The organism is Sphingosinicella sp. LHD-64, assembly GCF_031157375.1.
In the GTDB taxonomy this organism is placed as follows: Bacteria; Pseudomonadota; Alphaproteobacteria; order Sphingomonadales; family Sphingomonadaceae; genus Allosphingosinicella.
Window position 1 is genome coordinate 65,420 of sequence record NZ_JAVIFV010000002.1, and the last position, 19,130, is coordinate 84,549.

Here is a 19,130-nt window from a genome sequence, read left to right on the forward strand (position 1 = left end):
ACCGCACATAAGGATATCTTTATATCCGCAATTCCCGAAGGATCGACCAGCCACGATGCGCAGCTCCTATCTCTTCACGTCCGAATCGGTGTCCGAAGGCCACCCCGACAAGGTTTCCGACCAGATCTCCGACGCGATCGTCGACCTGTTCCTCGCCAAGGATCCGGAGGCCCGCATCGCCTGCGAGACCCTGACCACCACCAACCGGGTGGTCCTTGCCGGCGAGATCCGCTGCACGCCGATCTATGACGGGGCGAAATGGGCCGAGACCGGCGGCTGGGCTCCCGGGGCGCGCGAAGAGATCGAGCGGACGGTCCGCGAGACGGTGAAGCGGATCGGCTACGAGCAGTCCGGTTTCCACTGGAACACCTTCGACTTCGCCAATCACCTGCACGGCCAGTCGGCCCATATCGCGCAGGGCGTGGACGAAAGCGGCAACAAGGACGAGGGCGCCGGCGACCAGGGCATCATGTTCGGCTTCGCCTGCGACGAGACGCCCGACCTTATGCCGGCGACGCTCTACTACAGCCACAAGATCCTCGAGAAGATGGCCGCCGACCGCCATTCCGGCGCCGCGCCCTTCCTCGAGCCTGACGCCAAGAGCCAGGTGACGCTGAAGTTCGAGAACGGCAAGCCGGTCGCCGCGACCGCGATCGTTGTCTCGACCCAGCACGCGCCGGGCTATGACGACGGCGAGAAAGAGGCGGAGCTTCACGCTTACGTGAAGAAGGTGATCGCCGAGGTCCTGCCGGCCGAGCTGCTCTCGGACGAGACCAGGTACCACATCAACCCGACCGGCAGCTTCGAGATCGGCGGGCCGGACGGCGACGCGGGCCTCACCGGGCGCAAGATCATCGTCGACACCTATGGCGGCGCGGCCCCGCATGGCGGCGGCGCCTTTTCGGGCAAGGACCCGACCAAGGTCGACCGCTCGGCTGCCTATGTGAGCCGCTATCTCGCCAAGAACATCGTTGCGGCGGGCCTCGCCCGGCGCTGCACGATCCAGCTCTCCTACGCGATCGGCGTCGCCGAGCCGCTGTCGCTCTATGTCGACCTGCACGGCACCGAGGTGAACGGCACGAGCGCCGAGAAGCTGGAAGAGGTCCTGCCGACCCTGGTGCGCCTGACCCCCAAGGGCATCCGCACCCATCTCGGCCTCAACAAGCCGATTTACGAGAAGAGCGCCGCCTACGGTCATTTCGGCCGCAAGGCGGAGGGCGACTTCTTCTCCTGGGAGCGGACCGACCTGGTCGACGCGCTGAGGCAGGCGGTCTGACCGGCCGGCGATGAACCTCTACGGCCTGATCGCGGAGGCCGCGAGACTCGCCGGCGACACGCCCGCTTTCGTCGAGGGCGGAGAGGTCCGCCTGCGTTACGATGAACTCGACAGCGCCGTCGCCGGCTGGGCGGCGGCGCTGTCCGCATCAGGGGCGCGGCCGGGTGACCGGGTCGTCGTGCAGGTCGAGAAGTCGGTCGACAACGCCCTGCTCTATCTGGCCAGCCTGCGTGCGGGCCTCGTCTACGTGCCGCTCAACACCGCCTATACGACCGCCGAGCTCGACTATTTCATTGCGGATGCCGAGCCGGCGCTCATCGTCGCCGACGGGCATTGCACGATGGAGGAACTGAAGGCGCGCGCCACCGCGGACGCGTTTCAGACCGTCGCACGCAGGCCGGACGACCTCGCCGCGATCCTCTACACGTCGGGGACGACGGGCCGCTCCAAGGGGGCGATGCTCAGCCACGGCAATCTCGCGTCCAACGCGCTGGTGCTGAGGGATTACTGGCACTGGCAGCCGGGCGACGTGCTGATCCACGCGCTGCCCATCTACCATGTCCACGGCCTGTTCGTGGCGCTGCACGGCGCCCTGCTCAACGGCTCGACCATACTCTGGCACAAGGGGTTCGACGCCGATGCGGTAATCGACGACCTGGGTTCCGCGACGATGCTGATGGGCGTGCCGACCTTCTATGTCCGCCTTGCTGCGCATCCGCGCCTGACGCGCGAAGCCGTCAAGACTATGCGGCTGTTCATCTCCGGGTCCGCACCGCTGCTTGAATCGACCTTCGCCGATTTCGAGGCCCGGACGGGACACCGCATCCTCGAACGCTACGGCATGACCGAGGCGGGGATGATCTGTTCCAATCCCTATGACGGCGAACGCGTTCCCGGCACCGTCGGCTTCCCGCTGCCGGGTGTCGCCGCGCGGGTCGCGGACGATCAGGGGCGCGAGGTGCCGCGCGGCACCCCGGGCGTGCTGGAGATCAAGGGTCCGAACCTGTTCAGGGGCTACTGGCAGCGGCCGAGCAAGACCGCGCAGGAGATGCGCCCCGACGGCTACTTCATCACGGGTGACGTCGCGACGATGGCTGAGGATGGGCGCGTTGCCATCGTCGGCCGGACGAGGGACCTGATCATCGCCGGCGGGCTCAACATCTATCCCAGGGAGATCGAGCTCGCGATCGACGCGATCCCGGGTGTCGGCGAAAGTGCGGTGATCGGCGTGCCGCATCCGGATCTGGGCGAGGCCGTTGTCGCCGTGGTGACGCGTACCGATTTGGCGCTGGACGAGGCGGCGGTGCTGGCCGGCGTGGCCGACCTCGCCCGCTTCAAGCAGCCGCGCCGCATCATCTTCGCCGAGACGCTGCCCCGCAATGCCATGGGCAAGGTGCAGAAGGCCACATTGCGGACGACGCATCAGGGATTGTTCGGCGGCTAGCCGCTTTCCTCGCAGCGGACGCGCCACGTCCGCCCATTCAATATGAGAATGCCGAGATAATCCTCGCCCACGCGCCGCCGAGTGTCGAGGCGCGCGATGCGGGCGTCGGCATTGCCATCGACGATGTCGAGCTTCAGCTGCCACCGATCGAGCCAGGTCTGGGCGATCATCGGTGCGCCCACACCCTCGCCGGTGGTGAACGGCTCCCCGCCCTGGATCAGCCGCGCCTGCACGATGCCGCCGGCGCCGACGACCAGCGACAGGGCCGGTCCGTCGGTCGGGCTGATCGTCGAGCGGCAGAGGATCGTGCCGGTGGCGAAGGCCGGCGACGCGGCGGCGCACAGGATCGCGGCGATACAGCTTGCGAGTCTCATGGGAAGCGGGATAGCAGCGCGCTCTCAACGCACCATGAACGATCCCACCACCATCCGCCGCCTCTACGGGCGCTCCAGGGGCCGGCCACTGCGCCAGGGCCAGGCGGCGCTGATCGAAGACCTGCTGCCGCAGCTCAGCGTGCCCGCCGAGGGACCGATCGACAGCGTGTCGCTCTTCGGGGGCGATCGCCCGCTCCATTTCGAGATCGGCTTCGGCGGCGGCGAGCATCTCGCCTATCGCGCCGACCTTCTGCCCGATCATGGCTTCATCGGGGCCGAGCCCTTCCTCAACGGCGTCGCGACCGCATTGGGCCATATCCGCGAGGCGCATCTGGCCAATGTCCGCGTCCATATGGGCGATGCGCTCGAAGTGATGGCGCGGCTGCCCGATGCCTCGCTGCGCTTCGTCTATCTGCTCCACCCCGATCCCTGGCCGAAGGCGCGCCATGCCAAGCGGCGGATGGTGAATGACGGTCCGCTCGACCTGATCGCCGCCAAGCTCCAGAGCGGCGGCGAGTTCCGCGTCGGCACCGACGATCCGACCTACTGCCGCTGGGCGATGATGGTGATGAACCGGCGCCGCGACTTCGACTGGCTGGCGGAGAGCGCCAAGCACTTCCTCACCCGCCCGGGCGGCTGGCCGGAAACGCGCTACGAGGCCAAGGCACGCCGCGAGGGCCGCGAGGTCTGGTACTTCCGCTACCGTCGCGTCTGAGTATAGTTCCCCCCATTCCGAAGCCGGGCACAAGAGGGGGACGCCATGGCCGCTGTCTGGACCTGTCAGGACGCGACGTGCGGGCGCACCGTCGAAACGAAAACGACAACCTGCCCGAAATGCGGCGGGCCGGTCCGCAAGGTGGGCGATGCGCCCTGGCGCGGCTGGCTGGGGCTGCTCTGCGGCCTGTTCCTGATCGGCATGATGGGCGCGATCATCTGGAATCTGGGACCGGCGCTGCGCGAGACGATCGCGACCGGGAGCAGCGTCGGTTTCACCGGCACCGCCGAGCAGGCCCAGGCGATCCTCTATCTCTTCTACACGATCATCGCCTTCGGTGTGCTGGCGCTGGTCAACGGCATCTACATGATCGTGACCGGATCGCAGCACCGCATCTTCATCATCCTGACGGTGCTGATGGCAGCTCTTCTCGTGTTCACGGTCTATCTGGCGGTCAAGGACATTAAATAGACCTGGGCAGCAATCGCTCGACCCGTTCGGAGAGCGACATCCGGTCGAGAGCGCCTTCCAGACGGTCGAGCGCAGCAGACGGGTCGGCGGCCTCCCGGTTGATGGCGTCGCCCACTGCATTCAGTGCGTCCCAGAGCGGCCATAGCCGCGCCACGAAGGCCGCGCCGGCGTCCGTGAGATGCAGGGTCCGCCGGCGTCCGTCGGCGGGATCGAGTGTCGATGCGATCAGGCCGGCGGCCGTGAGCGACCGGCGCGCCTGACTCACCGCGACGTGAGTGATGTTGAGCGCGCGTGCAATCTCCGTCACCGAAAGCGGTCCTCGCTCGTCGAGCAACGACAGCGTACCGTACCAGCGCTGCTCGAAATCGATCCCCCGCGCGGCATAAACGGCGTTCGCCTCGCGATCGATGCGTTCGGACAGCCGCCGCAACCGCGCTCCGATCGCGGCACCGCTGGCTTGACGACGCAAAGATTCCTTCGTCATAACTCCGTAAGCACTTACGTTGATTCGCCGGAAGCCGCAAGGGGTGCAGGATGCCTTTCTCTGTCGAAGTCACACGCCGGAATGCCTTGGGCCTTCTCACCGCCGGGATGAGCGTGGCAACTTCTGCCGCACATGCGGATACCACGGTCGCAACACCGGAGTCGGCCAGCGCGCGCGCGATCGCTGTGCAGCTCGAATCCTATCTCGATCGCGCGATCCGCGACGACGATTTCAGCGGCGCGATCATGCTCGGTCGAGGTGGCAGAACCGTATTCGCGCGAGCGACCGGCCTGGCAAGCCGGGACTACGAGACGGCGAACCGGATCGACACGCGGTTCAATTTCGCCTCGATCGGCAAGCTGTTCACCGGAACGGCGATCCTGCGCCTTGTGGAGCAAGGCCTGGTGCGGCTGGACGCATCGTTCGGCACCTATTTGCCCGCCTATCCTGATGCCGACATCGCCCGGCAGGTCACGATCGAGCAACTGCTGACCCACAGTTCCGGGCTCGGCAATTACTGGGAAGCGATCGCGAGCCGCGCGCCGCAGGCTTACGTCAACCTCCCGGATTTCGTTCCACTGTTCCAGGGAACGCCGCTGGTCTCCGAGCCTGGCGCGCAGTTCGGCTATTCGAACGTCGGCTACGTCGTGCTCGGGCTGGTGATCGAGGCCGTGACCGGGATCTCGTTCCACGATCATGTCCAACAGACGATCTTCGCGCCGCTGGGCATGCGAAGCAGCGGCTACTGGCCGCTCGATCTCGTCGTCCCGAACCGGTCGACCGGCTTCGTGCGGGACGAGCAGGCACACGGGGCATGGCGCAGCAACCTTTTCGTCAACCAATTCCGGGGTCACTCCGCCGGCGGCGGCTATTCGACCGTGGGCGATCTCATCGCCTTTGCCCGTGCCTGGCGCGAGGACCGGCTCTACAGCCGGGCCATGCGCGAGGAGGCGGCGCGGGGCCGGTTCGGCTACCGGCGCGGGCAATATGGCCTCGGCATCAGCATCGAGACGGTGAACGGCCACCGCATCGTCGGGCACAGTGGCGGCCATGTCGGCATCGCCGGCGAGCTGATGATCCTCGAAGATCTGGGCTGGGACGTGGCCATCCTGACCAATGGCGATGTCGACGGCTTCTGGGGGCTTAATGCCTTCGTCAAGGACCTCCTCTGCGGCGAAAGCGCCTCGACCCGCGGCTACTGGCACAGCCTCGCGCTGGTCCGGGCCGCGGCGAACGACGGCCTCGATGCCGCGCGAGCCTTTCAGGCGCGCCGCGCGCCAGGCACAGAAGCGCGACCGGGCGTGCTCGAGGTCGAGGCGGTCAAGGCACGTCACCGCGGCCGGCCCGAAGCGGCCGACCGGATCGTTGCGCTCGCCGCGGAACTGGAGGCTAGCGCGCCGGCGTGAGGTGGAGCAGCCGCCCGCCCGAGCCGTTGCGCTCGTCCTCGAGCAGATAGATCGAGCCGTCCGGCCCCTGCTCGACCTCGCGGATGCGCTGGCCCATGTTCCAGCGCTCCGCCTCGCGGGCGCTGGTGCCGTCGAGGTCGACGCGGACCAGCGCCTGGCTGGACAGGCCGGCGACGAGCAGGTCGCCGCGCCACTCAGGGAACATCGATCCGGTGTAGTAGATCATGTTGCCCGGCGAGATCACCGGCGTCCAGGTGACCTTCGGCGCGGCGAATTCCGGGCGGGTGTCGTGGTCGGGGATCGGGCGGCCATCATAATGGTCGCCGTTGGAAACGATCGGATAGCCGTAATTGGCGCCGCGCTCGACGAGGTTCAGCTCGTCGCCGCCCTGCGGGCCCATCTCGATCTCCCAGAGCCGTCCGTCCGCATCCCAGGCCATGCCGAGCGGATTGCGGTGGCCGAGGCTCCACACCTGGCTGATGATCCGGCCCTGATCGTAGAAGGGGTTGTCGGAGGGCACCATGCCGGTGTCGGTGAGGCGGACGATCTTGCCGGCGTTGGAATTGCGGTCCTGCGCGGGATCGAATTCCTGGCGCTCGCCCGAGCTGATGAAGAGGAACTGGCCGTCCGGCGAGAAGAGCAGGCGGTGGCCGTAATGGCCGCGCCCGTCGAAGCCCGGCTCCTGCCGCCAGATGACCTGGAAATTCTCGATCCGCGGGCTCCCGCCCTCGGTGACCAGCCGGCCGCGACCGACGGCCGCGTGCCGCGTGCCGTTCTCGCCGGCCTCGGCATAGCTGAGATAAATGACGCCGTTGTTGGCGAAATCCGGATGGACGGCGACGTCGCCGAGACCGCCCTGCCCGCCATAAGCGACCTGTGGCACGCCGGCGACGTCGACGGCCTGGCCGCCGACCGTCCAGAGCCTCACCGCCCCGCGCTTCTCGGTGATCAGCGCCTGGCGACCGCCGGGGAGGAAGGCCATCGCCCAGGGCTCGCGGAACTGGGCGATCTCCCGGACCTGGAACGGCCGGCCCGCTTCGCCTGCGACCGACTGGCCGGCAGTCTGCTGCCCGGCATTGCCGGCATCGGTGGCGGCGGTGCAGCCGATCAAAGCGAGGGCGGGAATGAAAACGGAGCGGAAGGCGCGCATCGGAAACTCCCTGCTGGCGGTCCGGCACGCAAATGCGCCGAAACCGAGGAAGCGCCCTTCATAACGATGCCGGTTGCGCCGCGCGAGAGGGGCGATAGGGTGATCCCCATGACCCCACTCCCGTTTCTCGCCCTCGCCGGCGCGGTCGCCGCGGATGCACCGCAGGATGCGTTCTTCGAGTCCCTGCGAGCGCTCTGCGGTCGGGCCTATGAAGGCCGCGTTGTCAGCACGGACGCGACCGACCGCGCGATGACGGCCACCCGGCTGATCATGCACGTGCGCAGCTGCACGGATACGGAGATCCGTATCCCGTTCCACGTCGGCGAGAATCGCTCGCGAACCTGGGTCGTCACCCGGACGCAGGACGGCTTGCGCCTCAAGCACGATCACCGGCACGAGGACGGAAGCGAGGATGCGCTGACGCAATATGGCGGGGACTCGGTGGCTTCCGGTAGCGCGACCCGCCAGGAATTCCCGGCAGACAGGGTCTCGCGCGAGATGTTTGTCGCGCAGGATCTGCATCCATCGGTGACGAACATCTGGACGGTAGAAGTTTCGCCCGGCAGGCTTTTCGCTTACGAGCTGCGCAGGCCAGGCCGTTTCTTTCGCGTCGAATTCGATCTCACCCAGCTCGCGGCCGTGCCGCCGCCGCCCTGGGGCGCGGAATAGCAGGCTATCGGCAGGATCCGGCGCGATGGCGCTCGCCTTTTCTCACGGCCTCTCCTTCGACGCCGCAGAAGCGCGGGCGGCGCAGCCGTGCGCCATCGGCATTGTCGTTCAGGAAGCCGCCGGCGTCGATCGGGTCGTCCCGACGCGGCACCGCGACCTCGAAATGGACATGGTCCAGCATCGAGCAGCCGACCGTTCCCTCGTCGCCGAGCCAGGTGCCGGCTTGGACCTCGTCGCCGACCTTCAATCCGGCCCGGCCGGTCACCGTGCCGTGGGCCAGGTGGGAATAGTTCGTCCATTCACCATTCGGATGGGCGATCCAGACGAAGTTGTTGCGGCATTCGCGCGCGGCGCGCCCGGACTGCTGTTCGCTGTAGCCGTCCTGGATCGCCATGATCCGGCCCGCCGCCGCCGCGACGACGCGATAGGGGCGTTGGCCGTCGACGGCGAAGAGATCGGTGCGGCCGACGGGACGGTGGCTCTCGACGTCGTCGAACACCTCGAGCGTCGTGCCATCCGCATAGGGGAGGCGATAGAAGCCCTGACTCGCCGGGATGGACGCGGCCGGCGTTTGCGCATCGCACGGGACGGCAAGGAACAGGCCGGGCAGAAGCACGAATGTGCGGACGTGCGAGAAGATCGACCGAACCATCATCAGGAAACCTGTCTGCTAGAGTGCCATGACGCCGCGGCGCGGCTCGCGGGTCCCGAGAGTGTCGGCGGTGAGCGGGGCACCGGCGGCGAGGAGCGCCTGGCGGCGCCCCTGCGGATTGGTGCTGAGCTGCGCCTGCTCGAAGGGCAGGAAGCGGGCGAAGCAGTCATGGGCAAGCAAGCGCGCGATGAGGCCGCCGGCACGCGGCCAGCGGCCGGCGTCGATCTCGAAGCCGGCATAGCCGGCATTGCGGAAGAAGCTCGCGATCGAAATGTCGGCGAGGCCGATCTCGCCGAACAGGAAGCCGTCGTCCGGCGCGAGGCCTTCGAGATAGTCGAGCGCGCCGGGTAGTCCTTCGCTCAGTGCTTTCTCCACCCGGGCAGGGTCGCCGGGCTCGCCGAACACCAGCGGACCGACCACCTTCTGGTAGAACAGGCTCCAGATGCACAGGTCGCCGAGCCGGGTGTCGGCATATTCCTCCAGCCAGCGGGCGCGGGCCCGGTCCGCCGGGCCGGCGGGGAGCAGCGGATGGCCGGGGAAAGCCTCGTCGATATACGCGCAGATCACCGAGGAGTCGGTGAGCACCAGATCGCCGTGAATCAGGATCGGGATGCGCCGCAGCGGCGAGAGGCGCTGGAATTCGTCGCCGCCGAAAAAGGGCGTGATCGGATCGATCTCATAGTCGTCGATCCCCTTGAGCGCCATGCAGGCGAGCACCTTGCGGACATAGGGGGAGACGTAGCTGCCGATGATCTTCATTGGATGTCCGGGTTCGGGAAGGTGACACCCTTTTCGCACGCCCGGGGCCCGGCTCGCAACGCCTCGGCGTCGGCCGACGAACCACCACATCCAAAAGAAAAAGCCCCGCCGAAACGGGGCTTTTTACATTTGCGGCGGACCGTTTAGGCCCAGTAGCCACCGCCGAAAAGCCAATCCCACATGGTGATCTCCCTAGAGCTCTAGTCAAAACAAACTTGGCCGAGCCCTAGCATTAACCTCTTTTGTTAGGGTTAACAAGCCATAAACCGTTTCGAAGCCGTAACTCATTGAATCGGCTGACTATGCGGCAAAGATGAGAGCGGCCGAGGGGTGAAAGGCGCGGGCACGCAAGGGGTGTGAGCTCGCGAATCGAAGCGCGCGATTCACCGAATCGGAAAAGCGGGGAGCCCCGGTCGCGCGGTTGCGCGCCGGCTCAAACGCCCAGGCCGGAAGTCCCGATCAGGCTGCGCGTTCGGCCAGGCCCAGTTGCTCGAGGAGGTCGGCGAACGGCATTGGCCGGCCGACATGATAACCCTGCGCGATGTCGCAGTGCATGCGCTTCAGCTCGGTCAGGATCGCCTCGCTCTCGACGCCCTCGGCAACCACCTTGCGGCCCAGCGAATGGGCAAGCTGGATCGTCGAGTTCACCATGATGCGGTCGCTTTGCGAGCTGTCCAGCATGCTGATGAAGCTGCGATCGATCTTGATCTCCGAAGCCGGAATGCGCCGCAAATATTCCAGGGTTGAGAAGCCGGTGCCATAATCGTCGATCGAGAGCTGGATCCCCATGGCGCTCAGCCGCTCGAGATTGGCGATCTGGGTCGCGGCACTGCCGAGTGTGGAGGTTTCGGTCACCTCCAGCGTCAGGGAGGCGGGATCGACCCCATGCTTCTGAAGCAGGGTCTCGACGGTGGACACCAGCCGCTTGCTGTCCAGCAGCAGCACAGAAAGATTGACCGCGACGTTGAAGCGATGCTTGCGGCGATTAATCGCGGCCGCGCCGGCGAGCGCCTGATCGAGCACGTGATAGGTGAGCCGCTCGATCCGCCCACCCTGTTCGGCCGCGCCGATGAACTGATCGGGGTAGATCGCGCCCTTCTCGGGATGCGTCCAGCGGACCAGCGCCTCGGCGCCGATCAGCTGCCCGGACCGGCAATCCTTTTTCGGCTGGTAGGCGATCCAGATCTCGCCATGATCGATCGCATGATCGAGCCGTGCCAGGAGAGACATTTCCCAATCGGCGTCCTCGACGCTGGCCGGATTGAAGCTGGCCCACCTCTTGCCGTCACGCGCGGCCTCGTCAGCGGCGACCAGCGCGCTCGACACCCGCTGCACCAGCGGCCGTGAGCCGTCGGGATCGAGCCCGAACGTCACCGTCAGGTCGATGAGACGGCCCGAGACAACGACCGGGCTGCGGAAGAGACCCTGCAGGCCCTCGAGCTGCTGGATGAGACCATCCTCGATCCCGATCCGGGAGGTCCACACGAAGATGCCTTCGTCAGCCTGAAAGATGTCGGCCCCGGTGGCGCCGAATTCGAGGCGCCCGACGATCTGCTCGACCAGCTCCTTCTCATGCTGCGGCGGGAGGGTCATGGTGATCTGGGCGTAGTTGTTGATCCGCGCTGCGATCACCACCCCGGACTTCGATCCGGCCTGGCGGAGCGCCTGCAGGTTGGGCATGCCGGTCACCAGATTGGTCGTGCCGCGTGCGTTGTATGACCGCTTCAGGCTCGCGGTGAGGCGGATCAGCGCTGCCGCGACAAGCACCGCCAGAGCGGGCACGACCTGCACATAGATGTGATGCGCTTCCAGCAGAATCGGAGCGGCAATTGCGCCGCCGGTCGCCACAGCGAGCACACTTCCGGCGATCACACGCCGCCGGGTGTAGAGCGCGACGCCGGACACCAGCAGCGCCACACCAAAGGGCACAGCCCACCCGAGATTCATCGGGATTCCGGAGCGCAATGTCTCCGCGGCGACGATATGGAAAAGGATGACCGGCACGGGGCGGAAGCCGGGAACCCGCTGGCGGGTCGCGGTCGTATCCGTCCGCGCGATCACGATGTCCTTGTCTGCGATCGATGCCGATCTGTAGCGATCGAAAAGAATGTCGCTGGCGCTCACCGTCGGAATCGTCTGGATGTCGATCCCGTAGTCGATCGGGAACAGTTCGGCCGCAGGCCGGTTTACGCCACCCAATACGCTTCCCAGCGAGAGCATCGTACCGGAGCCATCAGGGACGGCGTAGGGATGACTCCAGACGGCATCATCCCATTCGAGCCACAGATTGGTGTTCACGACCTGCGCGTGACGGGCGAAGCGGTCCACGGGACGATAGTCGGTTCGCGTGCCGGAGACCGGATCGACGGAGAATCTGGACGGCAACAGAATGTTCGCCCGCGACTGCGCCAACGTCGCTTCCAGCTGGCTGGCCTGGGCTGGCGATCCGAGCGCCCGCAGTTCGTCATCGAGATGGATATTGCGTGCGCCGGCCGCGTCGATCCGACGGATCAGATCGGCCAGCAGACTGCCATTCCAGGGAACCGCTCCAACCTCGGTGAGGCTGCGGTCGTCGATCGCGACCAGGACGATCTCACCGCTCGCCGGATGGCTGCGCAGCTTGTTGCGCGCGATCTGCATCCAGTTCTCGATCGGCTTGCCCGCCTGGGCGACGCCGAAGATGAGTCCCACCACAAGCGCCACGATCAGCGCTTTCCAGGGTTTCTTGCGAGGCGGCGTCACGTTCAATGGCAGCGATCCAGCCGAATTTCGGTGCATGTGGAATCTAGCAGCAAAACCTTACCGAATTCATCCATCTCAATGCGGCTTTAACCTTAAGAAAGGGTAAACATCGCCATGGCGCGACTCTGCGCTTGCCCGCTCCCCGCCCCTTCCCTATATAGCGCATGCCTTTCTCGACATCGGTGACGCTGTTGAGGCTGGCCCCGGACGGGGTCGGCACGGGCGAGCTTTAGCCGTTGGAGCGTGCATGGCGGACATCGCCGAGCTGACCCGGATCATCGAGCCCGAGGTGCAAGCCGAGGGGCTGGCGCTGGTGCGCGTGATGATGATCGGCGGCAAGGACGATCCCACGCTGCAGGTGATGGCCGAGCGGCCGGACACGCGCCAGCTCGATCTCGCCGATTGCGAGCGGCTGTCGCGGCGGCTGTCCGACGCGCTCGACGCGCTGGAAGCCCGTGGCGAGGATCCGATCGAAGGCGGCTACCGGCTCGAGGTCAGCTCGCCCGGGATCGACCGGCCGCTGACCCGGATGAAGGATTTCGACGACTGGGCCGGGCATGAAGCGCGGCTCAACCTCACCGAGAAGATCGAGGGCCGCAAGCAATATAGCGGCGATCTGATCGGCGCCGATGGCGAAGAGGTGCTGATCCGCGTCGATGGCCTCGGCGAACGGCGCGTGCCGTTCGCCGCGGTCCATTCCGCCAAGCTGCTTTTCACCGACCGGCTCCTCGCCGCGACCGCGCCGATCAGCGCGGACGGCGCGGACACCATCGAACAGACCGAAGAAGAAGGACAGGACTAGATCATGGCCACCGCCGAAGCCGGGAACGCCCCCGGCGCCGTTTCCGCCAACAAGGCCGAGCTGCTCGCGATCGCCGACGCCGTCGCGCGCGAGAAGCTCATCGACCGCACGATCGTCATCGAGGCGATGGAGGATGCGATCCAGCGCGCCGCCCGTGCCCGCTACGGCGCCGAGAACGACATCCGCGCCAAGCTCGACCCGAACAGCGGCGATCTGCGCCTGTGGCGCGTCGTCGAGGTGGTCGAGGAGGTCGACGACTATTTCAAGCAGGTGAACCTGGAGGACGCGGCGAAGCTCCAGAAGGACGCGCAGCTGGGTGACTTCATCGTCGACCCGCTCCCCCCGATCGAGTTCGGCCGCATCGCCGCGCAGGCCGCCAAGCAGGTCATCTTCCAGAAGGTCCGCGACGCCGAGCGCGAGCGGCAATATGAGGAGTTCAAGGACCGGGCGAACGAGATCATCACCGGCGTCGTCAAGCGCGTCGAGTTCGGCCATGTCGTCGTCGATCTGGGCCGCGCCGAGGGTGTGATCCGCCGCGACCAGCAGATCCCCCGCGAACTGCTGCGCGTTGGCGATCGGGTGCGCTCGATCATCCTCAACGTCCGCCGCGAGAACCGGGGGCCGCAGATCTTTCTGTCGCGCGCCCATCCTGAGTTCATGAAGAAGCTGTTCGCGCAGGAAGTCCCCGAAATCTACGACGGCATCATCGAGATCAAGGCGGCCGCGCGCGATCCGGGCAGCCGGGCCAAGATCGGCGTGATCAGCCACGACAGCTCGATTGATCCGGTCGGCGCCTGCGTCGGCATGAAGGGCTCGCGCGTGCAGGCCGTCGTCCAAGAGCTGCAGGGCGAGAAGATCGACATCATCCCGTGGAGCGAGGACACCGCGACCTTCATCGTCAACGCGCTGCAGCCGGCCACCGTCGCCCGTGTCGTCATCGACGAGGAGGAGAGCCGGATCGAGGTGGTGGTGCCCGACGACCAGCTCAGCCTCGCGATCGGCCGGCGCGGCCAGAACGTCCGCCTCGCCAGCCAGCTCACCGGATCGGCGATCGACATCATGACCGAGGCGGATTCGAGCGAGAAGCGCCAGCGCGAGTTCATCGAGCGCTCCGAGATGTTCCAGAACGAGCTGGATGTCGACGAGACGCTCGCCCAGCTGCTCGTCGCCGAGGGCTTCGGGGCGCTGGAAGAGGTCGCCTATGTCGAGGCCGAGGAGCTGTCGGCGATCGAGGGCTTCGACGAAGAGCTCGCCGCCGAGCTGCAGAACCGCGCCGCCGAGGCGCTGGAGCGGCGCGAGGCGGCGGCGCGCGAGGAGCGCCGGTCCCTAGGCGTCGAGGATGCGCTGGCCGAGATGCCCTATCTCACCGAGGCGATGCTGGTGACGCTCGGCAAGGCGAACATCCGCACGCTCGACGATCTCGCCGATCTCGCCACCGACGAGCTCATCCAGAAGAAGCGGCCCGAGCAGCGCCGCCAGCGCGAGCCGAACAACCGGCCCGAGGACAAGGGCGGCGTGCTCGGCGAATATGGCCTGACCGAAGAGCAGGGCAACGAGATCATCATGGCGGCGCGCGCGCACTGGTTCGAGGATGAAGGACCAGAGACTATCGGGGAGGACGCGGTTGCGGAAACTCCCCAATGAGCGGCTGACCCGTCAGCCGCGAACCCCGGCGAAATCGAGAGGTGTGGATGCCCCCCGGGCATCCACAGCCCTGTCCGGGGGACAGGGCGACCTCCTCGATGGGGGCCAGGACAAACAAGCGTCTGGGCTCCCGCCTTCGCGGGAGCACGGTCCTCATACGCCGGAACGCACCTGCATCCTGACCCGGGAGGCCGGGGCGCGGGGTGATCTGATCCGGCTGGCCTTGTCCCCGGATGGCGAGGTGGCGCCGGACGTCCGCGCGCGCGCCCCCGGGCGCGGCGCCTGGATCGGCGTCGATCGCAGCGCGCTGGAGGCGGCACAGGCCAAGGGCAGGCTCAAGGGCGCGCTGGTCCGGGCATTCAAGACCGGCGAGGTGCGCGTGCCCGAGGATCTGGGCGCGCGGATCGAGGCGGCGCTCCGGCAGACGATGCTCGACCGGCTCGGGCTCGAGGCGCGCGCCGGCAACCTCCTCACCGGATCGGAGAAGATCGAGACCGCGGCGCGGCGCGGCACGGTGCAGCTGCTGCTCCATGCCGAAGATGCGGGCGAGGAGGGCAATCGCAAGCTCGACCAGGCCTGGCGGGTCGGCTCCGATGCCGAGGGAAGTGGCCGGCGGGGCTTGGTTTTGCCGGTGGGAAGGGCCATATTGTCGTTGGCGCTCGGTCGCGAGAATGTGGTACATATCGCTCTCGTTGACCGGGCAGCTGCCGCGCGCGTCTCGCATGCGATCGAGCGGTGGCACGCTTTTATCGGACGTGATGCTGGGCTAAGCGCCGCGTCGGCGAAGGCGCCGGGTGCGCCTGTAATGGATGTGGGCAAAGGAAACTAAGTGAGCGATTCGACGGACAAACCGAAGCTGGGAGCGCGGGCGCCATTGGGCCTCAAGCGGACGGTCGAGACCGGCAAGGTGAAGCAGAGCTTCAGCCACGGCCGCTCGAACACCGTCGTGGTGGAGGTGAAGAAGCGCCGCATCCTGGGCCGCCCGGGCGAAGAGGCCACGCCGGCTCCCGAGCCGGTTGCGCCGACGCCCGCCCCGGCCGCGCGCGCGCCCGAGCCCGCCCCTGCGCCCAAGCCCGCCCAGCCGCGCCCGGTCGATTCCGTGCAGACGCGCAAAGAGCTGCAGGAGCGGCTGTTGCGCGAGGCCGAGGAGGCCCGTCTCGCCTCGCTCGAGGAGGCGCGCCGCCGCGAGGACAAGCAGGCCAGGGCCGCGACCGAGGAGGAGAAGAAGCGCGCCGAGGACAATCGCCGCGCCGAGGAAGAGGTGCGGCTGAAGGCCGAGGAAGAGGCCCGTCGCGCCGTCGAGGAGACCGTCAGGGCGGTCGAGGAAACGGCGTCCCAGCCTACCGCAGCGGAAGAGACCGCAGAAGCGCCGCGCCCGGGCCAGCCCCGCCCGCCGCGCCAGGCGTTCACCCCGGTGAAGCGGCCAGAGCCGGCCCGTCCGGCACGCGGCCGCGACGACCATCGCCGCGAGCGCGGCAAGCTCACCGTCACCCGCGCCCTCGACGACAGCGGCGATGCCCGCGCCCGTTCCCTCGCCGCGCTGAAGCGCGCCCGCGAGAAGGAAAAGCGCGCCCATATGCAGTCGGGCCCTGCCGCCAAGCAGATCCGCGACGTCGTGGTGCCGGAGAACATCACCGTCGGCGAGCTCGCCAACCGCATGGCCGAGCGCGGCGCCGATCTGGTGAAGGCGCTGTTCAAGATGGGCGTGGTCGTCACCGTCAACCAGACGATCGACCAGGACACCGCCGAGCTGCTCGTCACCGAGTTCGGCCACAACATCAAGCGCGTCAGCGACAGCGACGTCGACATCCAGACCGAGACCGACGTCGACGCGGCGGAGACGCTGCAGCCGCGTCCGCCGGTGGTCACGATCATGGGCCACGTCGATCACGGCAAGACCTCGCTGCTCGATGCGATCCGTGGCGCCAATGTCGTTGCCGGGGAATCCGGTGGCATCACCCAGCATATCGGCGCTTATCAGGTGACCCTGGCCGACAAGTCGAAGATCACCTTCCTCGACACGCCGGGCCACGAGGCGTTCACCGAGATGCGCGCGCGGGGCGCCCACGTTACCGACATCGTCATCCTGGTGGTGGCGGCCGACGATGGCCTGAAGCCGCAGACGATCGAGGCGATCAACCACACCAAGGCGGCCGGCGTGCCGATGATCGTGGCGATCAACAAGATCGACAAGCCCGGCGCCAATGCCCAGAAGGTGCGCGAGGAGCTGCTCCAGCACGAGATCGTCGTCGAGGACATGGGCGGCGACGTGCAGGACGTCGAGGTTTCGGCGCTCAAGAAGACCAATCTCGACAAGCTGCTGGAGGCGATCGCGCTCCAGGCCGAGATCCTGGAATTGAAGGCCAATCCCGACCGTGCCGCCGAAGGCGCGGTGGTCGAGGCCAAGCTCGACAAGGGCCGCGGCCCGCTCGCGACCGTGCTCGTCCAGCGCGGCACGCTGCGCGTCGGCGACATCTTCGTGGCCGGCCCGATCTCGGGCAAGGTCCGCGCGATGATCGACGATCATGGCCGCCAGGTGAGGGAAGCGGGTCCGAGCGTTCCGGTCGAGGTGCTGGGCCTCAGCGGCGTGCCGTCGGCCGGCGACACGCTGACCGTCGTCGAGAATGAGGCACGCGCCCGCGAAGTCGCGGCCTATCGTCAGGGCGTGATCGACCGCAAGCGCACCACTTCGGCGCCGGCCAGCTTCGACACGATGTTCTCCGCATTGAAGGAGAAGCAGGCGGTCGAATTCCCGCTGGTGATCAAGGGCGACGTGCAGGGCTCGGTCGAGGCGATCGTCGCGGCGGTCAACAAGATCTCGAACGACGACATCAAGGCGCGTGTGCTTCACGCCGGCGTCGGCGGCATCACGGAAAGCGACGTCAATATCGCCGCCGCCTCGGGCGCGCCGATCATCGGCTTCAACGTCCGCGCCAATGCGAAGGCGCGCGAGATCGCCGAGCGCAACGGCGTCGCCATGCAATATTACGATGTCATCTACGATCTCACCGACGCGGTGAAGGCGGCGATGGCCGGCAAGATCGGTCCGCTGATCATCGAGAATGTCGTCGGCCGCGCCGAGATCCGCGAGGTCTTCTCTGCCGGAAAGCACGGCAAGGCGGCGGGCCTGCTGGTCACCGAAGGCTTCATCCGCAAGGCGCTGAAGGCGCGCATCATGCGCGACGACGTGATCATCTACAACGGATCGATCGCCTCGCTCCGGCGCTTCAAGGACGACGTGCCCGAGGTTCGCGCGGGCCTCGAGTGCGGCGTCACCTTCGAGAGCCACACCGACATCAAGCCGGGTGACATGCTCGAGACGTTCGAGATCGAGGAGCGCGAACGCACGCTATAGGGCGAGTTCGGAATATCCGAACTTTCTATAGCGGAAAGGTTCGGAGAATGCTAAACACGCTTCGATGGACATCCGATTTTCCAAATCGGCGGCGAAAGCGCTTGTCCGGTCCAACAAGCGCACGCTGATCCGGCAGAAGATCGGTGAACTGGCGGCGGATCCGGGGTCGATGGGCGCGAACGTGAAGCGGCTGCAGGGACGGGTTGAATGCCGATTGCGTGTGCAGGACTGGCGAGTGATCTTCCGGATCGACAATGATGTGCTCTGGATCGACGATATCGCGCCGCGTGGATCGGTTTATGAGGTGACGGAATGACCGCACAGATTGTCGAGATCGCGGGTCGGAAGATGGCTGTGCTACCGGTCGAAGACTATGCTCGGCTGCTGGATATTGCCGAGGACAGGGCCGACAGCGCAGCGGCCGAGCAGGCCGAGCAGCGCCGCCTGGCGGGGGAGGAATATCTGCCCGCCGAGATGATCGATCGCATCCTGAACGGAGAAAGCCCCTTGCGCGTCTGGCGCCAGTATCGGGGCATGACCCTAGCGGCGCTCGCCAAGGCCGTCGGCACGGTCAAATCGAACCTGTCGGAAATCGAGAATGGGAAAGCGCAGGGCACGATGCCGCTCTGGCGCGCGCTCGCGCGAACGCTGGACGTTGCCGTGGACGACATTCTGGCGGACGCCTGACCGTGACTGCCCCAAAGTCCGTCTTCGACAGCTTCCCGCTGCCCGAAGGATCGAAACTGCTCGGCTGGACGCTGCGCGACGTGGATGTCGCCGCGGGGACGATCGAGATCGGCTTCATCGTCGACGCGCGGTTCGTGAATCCGGCGGGGACGGTGCAGGGCGGGTTCCTCGCCGCCATGCTCGACGACACGCAGGGCCCGGCGCTGTTCGCGATGACCGGCGGCACCGTCTATGCGCCGACGATCGATTTCACCATCTCCTTCATCAAGCCGGCACGGCCCGGCCGTTTCGTCGGCAAGGGCCGCGTCGTCAATGCCGGCCGGACGATCGTCTTCACCGAAGCGGAACTGTTCGACCAGGACGGCGATCTCGTCGCCCGCGGCACCTTCACAGCCCGGGCGATGAAGGGCGAGATGGCGACGAATGGGCGCTGAGCCGGGGACGTTGTCGCGCCCTCGCGATCGAGCTAGGCTGCGTCTCCTATCGGGGAAGGAGTCGTA

The 19,130-nt window shown here is 66.9% G+C and carries 19 protein-coding genes; 13 read left to right on the forward strand and 6 right to left on the reverse strand.

Features of this window, described 5'->3' with window-relative positions; translation table 11 throughout:
- Positions 1-55 precede the first annotated feature (55 nt).
- The gene (gene metK, locus RCO27_RS07205) at positions 56-1,276 is read left to right on the forward strand and encodes a methionine adenosyltransferase (protein ID WP_309001995.1); all 1,221 of its coding nucleotides are present in this window, start codon (positions 56-58) and stop codon (positions 1,274-1,276) included.
- A 10-nt stretch (positions 1,277-1,286) separates the two neighbouring features.
- Positions 1,287-2,720, forward strand: a complete 1,434-nt coding sequence (locus tag RCO27_RS07210) for an AMP-binding protein (RefSeq protein WP_309001996.1) — start codon at positions 1,287-1,289, stop codon at positions 2,718-2,720.
- Here RCO27_RS07210 and RCO27_RS07215 read toward each other — a convergent pair.
- Positions 2,717-3,094: a hypothetical protein gene (locus RCO27_RS07215; RefSeq protein ID WP_309001997.1), complete on the reverse strand. Its 378-nt coding sequence runs from the start codon at positions 3,092-3,094 to the stop codon at positions 2,717-2,719. The genes RCO27_RS07210 and RCO27_RS07215 overlap by 4 nt on opposite strands.
- Positions 3,095-3,128: 34 nt before the next feature.
- Between RCO27_RS07215 and RCO27_RS07220 the strand changes: the two genes are divergently transcribed.
- A complete protein-coding gene (locus RCO27_RS07220; protein WP_309001998.1) occupies positions 3,129-3,809 on the forward strand; it encodes a tRNA (guanine(46)-N(7))-methyltransferase TrmB in 681 nt (226 codons plus the stop codon).
- Between the two features lie 45 nt (positions 3,810-3,854).
- A complete protein-coding gene (locus RCO27_RS07225) occupies positions 3,855-4,280 on the forward strand; it encodes a hypothetical protein (protein WP_309001999.1) in 426 nt (141 codons plus the stop codon).
- On the opposite strand, the gene RCO27_RS07230 is transcribed toward RCO27_RS07225, so the two are convergent.
- On the reverse strand, positions 4,273-4,764 hold the full coding sequence (locus RCO27_RS07230) for a MarR family transcriptional regulator (protein WP_309002000.1): 492 nt from the start codon (positions 4,762-4,764) through the stop codon (positions 4,273-4,275). The genes RCO27_RS07225 and RCO27_RS07230 overlap by 8 nt on opposite strands.
- 113 nt (positions 4,765-4,877) lie before the next feature.
- On the opposite strand from RCO27_RS07230, the gene RCO27_RS07235 reads away from it, so the two are divergent.
- Entirely contained in the window at positions 4,878-6,170 is a 1,293-nt protein-coding gene (locus RCO27_RS07235) for a serine hydrolase domain-containing protein (protein ID WP_309002001.1), read from the forward strand.
- Here the strand turns inward: RCO27_RS07235 and RCO27_RS07240 are convergent.
- Positions 6,154-7,320, reverse strand: coding sequence for a PQQ-dependent sugar dehydrogenase (locus RCO27_RS07240; protein WP_309002002.1), 1,167 nt, complete (start codon positions 7,318-7,320; stop codon positions 6,154-6,156). The genes RCO27_RS07235 and RCO27_RS07240 overlap by 17 nt on opposite strands.
- A gap of 66 nt (positions 7,321-7,386) precedes the next feature.
- On the opposite strand from RCO27_RS07240, the gene RCO27_RS07245 reads away from it, so the two are divergent.
- Entirely contained in the window at positions 7,387-7,989 is a 603-nt protein-coding gene (locus RCO27_RS07245) for a hypothetical protein (RefSeq protein WP_309002003.1), read from the forward strand.
- Positions 7,990-7,993: 4 nt separating this feature from the next.
- On the opposite strand, the gene RCO27_RS07250 is transcribed toward RCO27_RS07245, so the two are convergent.
- The 3 genes from RCO27_RS07250 to RCO27_RS07260 all read right to left on the reverse strand — a co-directional run bounded on the left by RCO27_RS07250 (position 7,994) and on the right by RCO27_RS07260 (position 12,103).
- On the reverse strand, positions 7,994-8,644 hold the full coding sequence (locus tag RCO27_RS07250; protein ID WP_309002004.1) for a M23 family metallopeptidase: 651 nt from the start codon (positions 8,642-8,644) through the stop codon (positions 7,994-7,996).
- Positions 8,645-8,659: 15 nt separating this feature from the next.
- Positions 8,660-9,400: a glutathione S-transferase family protein gene (locus RCO27_RS07255; protein WP_309002005.1), complete on the reverse strand. Its 741-nt coding sequence runs from the start codon at positions 9,398-9,400 to the stop codon at positions 8,660-8,662.
- 459 nt (positions 9,401-9,859) lie between these two features.
- A complete protein-coding gene (locus tag RCO27_RS07260; RefSeq protein ID WP_309002006.1) occupies positions 9,860-12,103 on the reverse strand; it encodes an EAL domain-containing protein in 2,244 nt (747 codons plus the stop codon).
- A 286-nt stretch (positions 12,104-12,389) separates the two neighbouring features.
- Between RCO27_RS07260 and rimP the strand changes: the two genes are divergently transcribed.
- The 7 genes from rimP (at position 12,390) to RCO27_RS07295 (ending at position 19,064) form a co-directional block, all read left to right on the forward strand.
- Positions 12,390-12,944 (forward strand): ribosome maturation protein RimP, encoded by a 555-nt coding sequence (gene rimP / locus RCO27_RS07265; protein WP_309002007.1) that lies wholly within the window; start codon positions 12,390-12,392, stop codon positions 12,942-12,944.
- Positions 12,945-12,947: 3 nt separating this feature from the next.
- Complete coding sequence (gene nusA, locus RCO27_RS07270) at positions 12,948-14,588, forward strand: transcription termination factor NusA (RefSeq protein WP_309002008.1); 1,641 nt, start codon at positions 12,948-12,950, stop codon at positions 14,586-14,588.
- Between the two features lie 175 nt (positions 14,589-14,763).
- Positions 14,764-15,417 (forward strand): DUF448 domain-containing protein, encoded by a 654-nt coding sequence (locus RCO27_RS07275; RefSeq protein WP_309002126.1) that lies wholly within the window; start codon positions 14,764-14,766, stop codon positions 15,415-15,417.
- Complete coding sequence (gene infB, locus RCO27_RS07280; protein WP_309002009.1) at positions 15,418-17,943, forward strand: translation initiation factor IF-2; 2,526 nt, start codon at positions 15,418-15,420, stop codon at positions 17,941-17,943. It begins immediately after the preceding gene.
- Between the two features lie 64 nt (positions 17,944-18,007).
- Positions 18,008-18,259: a type II toxin-antitoxin system RelE/ParE family toxin gene (locus RCO27_RS07285; protein ID WP_309002010.1), complete on the forward strand. Its 252-nt coding sequence runs from the start codon at positions 18,008-18,010 to the stop codon at positions 18,257-18,259.
- Complete coding sequence (locus RCO27_RS07290) at positions 18,256-18,630, forward strand: helix-turn-helix transcriptional regulator (RefSeq protein ID WP_309002011.1); 375 nt, start codon at positions 18,256-18,258, stop codon at positions 18,628-18,630. Before RCO27_RS07285 ends, RCO27_RS07290 begins: the two co-directional genes overlap by 4 nt.
- Positions 18,631-18,632: 2 nt before the next feature.
- Positions 18,633-19,064 (forward strand): PaaI family thioesterase, encoded by a 432-nt coding sequence (locus tag RCO27_RS07295; RefSeq protein WP_309002012.1) that lies wholly within the window; start codon positions 18,633-18,635, stop codon positions 19,062-19,064.
- The last annotated feature ends 66 nt before the right edge of the window (positions 19,065-19,130 follow it).